The organism is Pseudomonas sp. W15Feb34 (assembly GCF_023127765.1).
GTDB classification, from domain to species: Bacteria; Pseudomonadota; Gammaproteobacteria; order Pseudomonadales; family Pseudomonadaceae; genus Aquipseudomonas; species Aquipseudomonas synxantha_A.
The window spans coordinates 79,935-89,369 of record NZ_SPKN01000002.1; the positions used below are offsets into that span (position 1 = coordinate 79,935).

Below are 9,435 nucleotides of genomic sequence, written 5' to 3' on the forward strand. Positions count from 1 at the left end.
TTTTCCAGGGTGATGCCGCAACGATAGCACAGCGGCGGGAAACCCCATGCCGCACGGCTGACACGAGGCCTACTATTTTTTCAGAAAAATCAGACATCTGAATCAGAAATATTTCATGACCTATCAGTCAGTTTTTCAGGCACGGCGTCCAACTCCAGCATCAACCCGCTCAAACGCTTGACCTTGCGCCGTACCGCCTCCTCAAACACCCCACCGCGGGGCTCGATCAAGCTGAACCAGCGCTTGGCGCGGGTAATACCGGTATAGATCAACTCCTTGGTCAACACCGGGTTCAAAGCGTCCGGAAGGATCAGCGCCGTATGGGTGAACTCCGAGCCCTGGGATTTGTGCACGGTCATCGCATACACGGTTTCAACATCATTCAAGCGGCTGGGCAGCACAAAACGTACGCCGCCCTGGCCATCGTTACGTGGGAAGGCCACCCGCAGCACGTGGGAGCCGCCCTCGTTTTCGGGCAATTTCAACGCGATACCGATGTCGCCGTTCATCAGGCCCAGGCCGTAATCGTTACGGGTCATCAGTACCGGACGACCTTCGTACCACTGCTCGTCGCCTTCGATCAGGCGTACTTTGCGCAGGGCCGCGGTGATGCGCTGATTCAACCCTTCAACGCCCCAAGGGCCTTTGCGCACCGCGCAGAGCAGTTGGAACGCATCGAAGGCTTGCAGCAACTGTTGCGCCCAATGCGTCCAGGCCGGGTCATCACGTGGCGTATCCAAGGGTGGACGTGCCGATTGCAGCAGATTCAGGTAGTAGCGATAGCCTTGGGCACCGTCGCCCTGGCCGTCCAGCACCAGGCGCTCAAGGGCAGAGTCATGCTCGCCCTTGAGGCTGACGCAAAACAGGTCGTCATGACGACCTGCGGCCAACAGCTGACGTGCCTGTTCGGCATTTTGCTGGTTGACCCAGCGCGCCATCTGGCCGATGCCGCTGCCTTCGCCGAAACGACGTGAATAGCGCAGCATCACCACCTGCTGGGCCAGGGGATGGCTACCGTCGAGGTCTTCTTGCAGGCCGCTGGCACTGAGGTCTTCGCCGCTGACGGCTTGCAGCCATTGCCGAGTGTGCGGGCTGTACCAGCCGTCTTCGGCATCGCGGCACAAATCACCGAGTACCGCACCCGCTTCCACCGACGCCAACTGGTCCTTGTCGCCCAGCAATACCAGACGCGCATGGGGTGGCAAGGCGTCGAGCAGGTTGGCCATCATTTCCAGGTCGATCATCGAGGCTTCATCCACCACCAGCACGTCCAACGGCAATGGATTACCGAGGTGATGCCGGAAGTGGCGAGTACCGGGACGACTGCCCAGCAGGCGGTGAACCGTGGTGACCTGCGTCGGGATTTTTTCCCGCACGCTGTCGGGCACTGTCAGCGACAGCACTTGCTGGCTGATGGATTCGGTCAGGCGCGCAGCGGCTTTACCGGTGGGCGCGGCCAGGCGAATGCGCAACGGGCTGCCGGACTCCACGGCGGGCGCCTGCAGCAACGCAAGCAGCCGCACTACGGTGGTGGTCTTGCCGGTGCCGGGGCCGCCGGTGACGATACTGAATGCGCCGCGGGTAGCCAGCGCACAGGCAAGTTTTTGCCAATCAATCACCCCATCCGGCGCCGGTTGGTCGAACAGGCGGTTGAGGCGTTGTGGCAAATCGGCAGCTGCGGGCTCCACGCTCGCGAGGCGCAGGCGCAGGGCGCGATCGATACGTCGCTCGTAGGTCCAGTAGCGGCGCAGGTACATGCGTTTGCCGGACAACACCAATGGCCGGCTCTGGGCCACGTCGCTGCCATCGACCGCCAGCGCGACCAGTGGGCTGCCCGCCAGGGCATGGCACCAATGGGCACCGTCCAGGCCGTGCAGCAACTGCGACGGCAGCAGCATGGCGCCGGTGTGCAGGTCGCCTTCGGGCGGCAAAGACAGGGCGAAGTCCGGCGTCTTGAGGGTTTCGAACAGGTCCAGGCAGACGTGGCCATGGCCCAGTTGATGGCTGGTCAACGCGGCCGCCAGCAGCACCAAGGGATCGGCCTGGGCATCAAGCTCGTGCAGGAAGCCGACGAAGGCTTTGTCCAGGGCCCGCAACCAGCCACGCTCGACCCAACGCTCAAGCAACTGCACCAGGTCAGTGGCGTGACTCAGCGGTGCCAGCTCCTCCAGCGGTAACGGCGACAGGCTCATAGCAACACTCCTTGTTCCCAGACGGGCTCGACCTTGGGCGCAATTGGCTTGCCCTGGAACAACAGGTCCAGGCTTTCGATCAGCTCACGGGGCGGCCGGGTGAAATACGCCCCCTGGCTCACCGACTGGGTGCCACGCAGGAACAGGTACAAGGCGCCGCCGACGTGCTGGTCGTAGTCATAATCGGGCAGGCGTGCCTTGAGCTGGCGATGCAGGGCCAGCAGGTAAAGTACGTATTGCAGGTCGTACCGATGCTCAAGGATCGACTGCTCCATGGCTTGCTGGGTGTAGGCCGAATCGTCGGGGCCGAGCCAGTTGGATTTGTAGTCCGCCACGTAGTAGCGCCCCTCGTGTTCGAACGTCAGGTCGATAAACCCCTTGAACATGCCGTTGAGCAGCACCGGCTCCGCGGCCACACGGGAAACGCCGCCGTGGGTGTGCCGGCACACCAGCTTGTCGAGGGCGAGCACATCGACTGTGTGACTGGCGAACCAGAACTCCATTTCAATCTGGTACTGCTCAAGACCGCTGAGGGTCACGTGGTCGTTGTACAGCGGCAACGGCGTTTGCAACAGATGCCCCAGCCAGCCGCTGAGGGTGACGATCCAGCCTTCCCAATTGCGGCGGTTACAGCGTGCGCCCACGGCCTTTTCAATGGCCTCGGGCGTCACGTTGAAAGCCTCTTCACCGGCCCACTCCAACAAGCCGTGGAGGAAGGTGCCTGGATTAGGCCCGCGTGGGAAACGGTGAATATCACCGCCGGACGCCACCACTTCCCGTGGTGCATCGGGGTCGAGGCGTTCGTCATCGAACAGCTTCTGGGCCTGCGGGCTTTCCGGCGCTTCGAGGCTGGCGGCGCTCATGCTGTCGCCAATGCGCAAGGCACTGTAGGAGGCAATCCACCAGTTTTCCGCAGCCTTGCGTTTGGGCAGCAACGGCGCAAGCAACGTCGCTTCATTGCGCGGCGGGTGAAACAGGATGTCCTGGATATCCGGCACAAGGCCATAACGGATGGCCGGGCAACCTTCCTGTAAATCCAGCAACCAGCGCGCCAGGCCGGTGGACTCGCCCAACGACGTCCCGCCCCCCAGCAAATACCCCAATGCCGACAGGTGCAAGACCGAGCTGCTGTTATTGCCGCGCTTGAGGTCGGCAATGCCCAGCCAGCACGCGTGTTTGGCGCGGGTCAAGGCCACGTAGAACAAACGCAGGTCTTCGGCCAGGCGCTCGTCATCGGCTTGGGCGATCAGCTCGGCCGTTGGCCGCAGGCTCACTTGGGACTTGCCGTGTTCATCGTGGTAATGCAGCGGCAAGCGACTGCCATCCACCGGTTTGGCCGAGCAGATGAAGGGCAAGAACACCAGGTCGTATTCCAGGCCCTTGGATTTGTGGATGGTCACCACCTTGACCAGTTGCTCATCGCTTTCCAGACGCAGGATCTGTTCTTCACCGGCCTGGCCCGACAGTGCCAGGTGTTCGGCCAAGTGGCGGATCAACGCCTGTTCACCATCGAGTTCCGACGCGGCTTGTTGCAGCAACTCACTGAGGTGCAACAGGTTGGTCAGCACGCGCTCGCCATCACTGCGGGCGATAAGGGTTTGAGGCAGCTTGAAGTCGTGGAGCAGGCGACGCAGCATCGGCAGCACGCCTTGGGTGCGCCAGATTGCGCGGTAGCCACGGAACTGCATCACGCGCGATTCCCACGCCAATTCGTCCTGGTTCAGACGCTCCAGTTCCGCCAGGGACAGGTTCAAGGTGACGCAGGCCAGGGCGGCGCGCAGCGGGCGCTCGACATCCGGCTCGGCGCAGGCCTTGAGCCAGGCCAGCAGGTCGTGAGCTTCCTGGGCGGCGAAAACCGAGTCCTTATCCGACAGGTACACACTGCGCACGCCACGGCTGGCCAACTCAGCGCGCACGGCCTGGGCTTCCTTGCCGTCGCGTACGAGGATGGCGATGTCTGACGGCAATACGCCCTTGAGGCTGCCCTCTTTTACAAAACCTGCTGTGCCTTGCTGCCCACCATTGAGCAACGCGACGATCTGTGTGGCGCAGGCCGCAGCCAAGTGCTGACGGTAAACCGCGGTGGAAATCGGCTGGTCGGTAGGCAGGTGCCACAGGTTCATGGCCGGCAACGGTTGGCCGTCAACCTGCAGGTGCTCGCTGCGGCCCTGGGACAGCACCGGGTGAAACGGCACCGGGTTCTCGCCGTTGGGCTCGCGGAACAGGAACGCACCACGGCCGGTTTCCGCACGCTGGAACACGTGGTTCACCGCTTCGACCATCGCATGGCTGGAGCGGAAGTTGGTGCCCAGGGTGTGATGGCGGCCGGTGGTGGACTGCCGGGCGCGCAGGTAGGTGTAGATGTCGGCACCGCGAAAGGCGTAGATCGCCTGCTTCGGGTCGCCGATCAAGAACAGGCCACTGTCCAGGTGGTTTTCGTCGATGCGGTAGATGCTGTCGAAGATGCTGTATTGCACCGGGTCGGTGTCTTGAAATTCATCAATCAGCGCCACCGGGAATTGCTCACGGATCACACTGGCCAGGCGCTCGCCACCGTCTGCCTGAAGGGCCGCGTTGAGGCGGATCAGCATGTCGTCGAAGCCCATTTCAGCGCGGCGACGTTTCTCTTCTTCGAAGCGTTTACCCACCCAGCCAGCCGCATGTTGCAATACCGCGGCGTCGGGCGTTGGCAATGCATCGAGGCTGGCTTTGAGGCCGGCCATCGCCTCGATCCCCGGGTGCTGCGGCGGTTCGCCCTTCCAGGCTTCGGCCATGCCCTCGGGCGTCAGGCGCGTGAAGCCGGTACCGATGTCCAATTGCTCCAGGGTTTCATCGGCGGCCCAGGCACTGATCTTTTCGAACCAGGGTTCGAAGTAGCGCGCTTGCATCTTGCGCCCATCGACCGTTTTGGCGGCGACGGCTTGCAGGCAGATATCGCGCAGCTCGGCCGCCCACTGTTGCCAGGGTGCCTTGAGGGTCGTCAGCGCGGCGCGACGCTCTTGCAAACAAGCGTTGATCAGTTCGGCCGGCTCGCGACTTTCGTCGGTGGGCCGCTCGCTGCCGAACAGCGCACGCACCCTTGGCATCAGCGCCGCGGGGCCGCCCCAATTGTTGCGCACCCAGTTGAGCGCATCGTCGTGCATCGGGTAGCAGAACAATCGCCAGTAATCGCGCAGCACTTCGCCCAGCAGGTCGCTATGGTCAGTTTCCAGGGTCTGGGTGAACAGGCTGCCACTGTCGAACGCATGTTCACGCAACATGCGCTGGCACCAGCTGTGGATAGTCGAGACGGCGGCTTCATCCATCCATTGCGCGGCGATGTCCAGGCGGTTGGCGCAGGCCGGCCATTGCTGCGGAGCGTATTGCTCGCGCAGGTCGGCGATCAACGCATCGGGCTGTTCGATTTCGTCGCGAAAGAAGCGCGCAGCTTCGGCCAGGCGGATGCGGATGCGTTCACGCAGCTCCTTGGTGGCCGCATCGGTGAACGTGACGACGAGAATTTGCGGCGGCAGCAGTTCGCGGCCGAAGCCTGACTCATCACCACCATGGCCGAGCACCAGGCGCAGGTATAACGCGGAGATGGTGAAGGTCTTGCCAGTGCCGGCACTGGCTTCAATCAACTGGCTGCCTTTAAGCGGGAATGCCAGGGCCAAGGGTTTGCCGATCATGCGCTGGCCTCCGCGCTGGAAAGCGATCGCCATGGTGCGTTGATGAGCGGGCGATACAGGGTTTCGCACCAGCCTTCGAATTCCTCACTGGCGACCAACGCCGCGTAGTCGGGAAATTGCCGCGTGAGAGCAGGCGTTTCGCGGCGTTCGCCGTCAGTGGTGATGCCATCGCCTTCGTAAGCTTTGCTGGCCGCGGCTTGGGCCTTGGCGGGGTCAGTTTGGCCGAGCCAGGCGAAAGCGGTTTTTACTGCAACGGGCAGCGGTGTGCTCATACCGGTGTGCCAAGCCAGCAGCAGGTTGCCGAGGATTTCCTGGGCAGTAGGTTTATCCAACGGCTCGAGCAGCAAGGTGTCGTCACTTGCTACCAGGCCGGTACTCAATGGCAGGCCACAGGCGCAGGCCACCACATGGTTGACCCAAGGGCGGATCAAGCGATGCCACTTGCGTGTCTTGATCGAGCCAATGCTATTGGGGATGGTGGTAACGCTTAACAGGCCGCCATCACTGCGGCGATGCAAGCCGCTGATCCAGCCTTCCAACTGAATGCCTCGATACTCAAAACTGATAGGTTCAGCGCCGGTATGTGGGGTCGGCCACAGCGCCAGAAGCTGTTGATAGCGCTGCACCAGGTCAGGCAACGGCTCGATCAACTCCTTACGCAGGCACTCACCGAAACCGACCATCGGCAACAGGCCACTGCCCTGCAAACGCAGGGCTTGGGCGTTGAGGGCCTGGTCGAGGTGATCGGGGTGGGTCAGTGCAGCATTTAGCAGACTGTCGCTGAGGCTATAGCGCTGCAGTGCGTCGAGGACGAAGGGTTCTTCGTCAGCCAGAGGCACTTCTGCGGCTTCGAAGAATACTTTCAGACGCTGGCTGAAGAAATGTTTGACTGGGTTGCGCAAGAAGTCCTGCAACTGACCGAGGCTCAGGGGTTCTTCCTGTTGATGCTGCAGCAATACATTCGCTGGGGGCATGACATCCCGCGCTTCATGCAGCAATTGCCATTCGCGGGCGTAGCTGAACAGTGGATCGCCTTCATGGAAGTAGCGGGCGCTGAAGGGTTGGAGCGGGTGTTCCTGGGTCATTGCGTCGATCAGCGGCTTATCGCTGCCGGCGTGCTGCCAGCCGCTGGCGAGGTGGTCGCGCAACTGGCCGATCAATACCGAGGCAGGGCGATCGCTGTTATCGCGGATGCTGCGGCCAACCCAACTGATATAGAGCTGGTCGCGGGCCGAGAGCAGCGCTTCGAGCAGTAAATAGCGGTCGTCTTCGCGGCGCGAACGGTCACCGGGACGGTAGTCGCTGCCCATCAGGTCGAAGTCCAGCGGCGGTTGTGCTCGTGGGTAGTCGCCGTCGTTCATGCCGAGCAGGCAGACCAGCTTGAACGGGATCGCACGCATGGGCATCAGGGTACAAAAATTGACAGCTCCGGCGAGAAAGCGCTGGGACAAGCGACCCTGATCCAATCCGGCCAGCCATGCCTCACGGACGACCGTAAGCGGTAACTCGTCCTGCAAGCCAACGGATTCGCAGGTTTCCAGCCAGGTCTCTCTCAGTTGCTCAAGCTGGCCCAAGAGGTAGTCATCGTGCTCGCTGCTGGGCAGGAAGAACAGCTGCATCAAGCGTTGCAATCGCTCGCCCCACACCCTGGGAGCAGCCGGTTGTGATAACGCCTGATGGGCATCATTCAAGGCATCGAGCAGGGCGACCAGCGGGCCGATCAATGCCGCATCGAGGCCGCCGATTTCGTCGTAGGGCTCAATACCTTCACAGGCCATGCCAGTGCCGACTGCATAGCCCAGCAACATACGGCGCAGGCCGAATCGCCAGCTGTTTTGTTCCAGATCTGTGGGTAGACCCAAACCGACACGTTGTTCGGCGTTCAGCCCCCAGCGGATACCGGCACCTTCGATCCAGCGATGCAGGGTGGGCAGGTCGCGCTCTTTGATAGCAAAACGCTCACGCAGGGCGGGAACGTCGAGCAGGTCGAGGATTTCACTGACGGGGAAACGACTGTCGGGAAGCTTGAGCAGATGTTCGACGGCGATCAGTAGCGGGTCGCGGCCGCGTTGGCCTTGGTCTGTCAGGGTAAAGGGGATGAAGCGTGGGTCATTTCGCTCAAGCTGGCCGAAGACCGCGCGGATGTGCGGCGCGTAGCTGTCGACGTCGGGAACCATGACGATGATGTCCCGAGGGCGCAACGTTGGATCGGCGCTGAAGCGTTGGAGCAATTGGTCGTGGAGGATTTCCACTTCGCGCTGGGCGCTGTGGGCGATGTGGAACCGGATGGACCTATCATGCTCCAGATCAACAGCGGGCCACAGTTCGCGGGTTTCATTCAGCGGGCGTAGTTCGAGGATATCGTCCTGCAGCTGGTTGAGCAGCGTGGTGGGTTCGCTGTCGCTGAACAGATCGATGCGCCCATCGCGAAATGCGGCGCGGTAGCTGTTGGGGTCATCGTAGCTGTCCAACAAACTGATGTAATCACGGCCCTGCTTGCCCCAGGCCGCCAGTAGCGGATGGGCGTGCTGGTGCAAGGTTTGGGGATCGATAGTGACCGGCATACCGGCTTTGCGCGCCTGGCGCTTGTATTCATTACGCAGTAAATCCTTGTCGGCGACGATGTCGGACCAATGATGGCGGCAAGGGTTATGTACACAGAGCAGGACCTGGCTGAAACGGGCCAGGCCAGCGAGGGCTTCCAGTGCTTGGGCCGGCAGTGATGAAATGCCGAATACAATCACCCGGGAAGGCAAGCCGGGCGGCGCTTGCTCAAGGCTGTTGATGCGCTCGATGAAGCGCTGGTGAACGCCTGCTCGGCTTTCAGCCATGCCCTCCTCTCCTACATCCAGCAGCAGCGCACGCCATAACTCGGCTTGCCAGCAGTTGGCAGGGTTGAGGGGCTTGGATTCGCCTCGACCATTGCGCAGTTGGTGCCGACCTGCGGCCCAGTCTTCCAGCCAATCAGCGCGGTAGACCTGGTATTGGTCGAACAAATCGGCCAGGCGCTCGGCAAGTTGGTAGCGTTTACGCAGGTCGGTGTCTTGAGTCAGGAAGCGCTGTAGGGGCTCAAAATGCGGCTGGCCAATCAGTTCGGGTAACAGGCGCATAAGACGCCAGGTCAGCGGGGCTTTATCGAGCAGGGACTTGGGTGGAATTTCATCACGGCCCAGGACCATGCGGTAGAGCTGCCACATAAAGCTGCCAGGCAGTTGCACGTCGATTGCTGCGGCAATGCCGCAGCCGCCCATATCATCTTCTTGCGGATCTTCAGCCAAGGCCAGCTTGAGCCATTGGGCGATGCCGTTGCTTTGTACCAACGCGATTTCGTTTTCCAAAGGCGCCAGTGGATAACGGCGCATCCAGCTGACCACCAGGCTGCGCAGTTCGTCCAGGCGGTTGCCGTGAACCACCATGAATCCAGGGCTGAGGGACGTCGCGTCCGGCATAACGGCTTCCTTGGGAAAAGCAAAATCGAGGGGTGGACTTTAGCACTGTGGTGCATGGGGCGGACACAGCCTGACAGCCGTGCGCGGATAGAGTGGACACTTTTCGACCGCCCAAAACAAAACCCC

Annotated in this window: 3 protein-coding genes; all 3 read right to left on the minus strand. The window is 61.8% G+C overall.

The window, feature by feature from the left end; translation table 11 throughout:
* Positions 1-113 precede the first annotated feature (113 nt).
* From recD to recC, 3 genes are read right to left on the minus strand one after another with little or no spacing between them, the layout of a single operon-like run.
* The gene (gene recD, locus E4O97_RS00715; protein WP_248160752.1) at positions 114-2,192 is read right to left on the minus strand and encodes an exodeoxyribonuclease V subunit alpha; all 2,079 of its coding nucleotides are present in this window, start codon (positions 2,190-2,192) and stop codon (positions 114-116) included.
* On the minus strand, positions 2,189-5,860 hold the full coding sequence (gene recB, locus E4O97_RS00720; protein ID WP_248160753.1) for an exodeoxyribonuclease V subunit beta: 3,672 nt from the start codon (positions 5,858-5,860) through the stop codon (positions 2,189-2,191). The genes recD and recB overlap by 4 nt, the downstream gene beginning before the upstream one ends.
* Positions 5,857-9,309, minus strand: a complete 3,453-nt coding sequence (recC, locus tag E4O97_RS00725) for an exodeoxyribonuclease V subunit gamma (RefSeq protein ID WP_248160754.1) — start codon at positions 9,307-9,309, stop codon at positions 5,857-5,859. Before recC ends, recB begins: the two co-directional genes overlap by 4 nt.
* Positions 9,310-9,435: the final 126 nt, after the last annotated feature.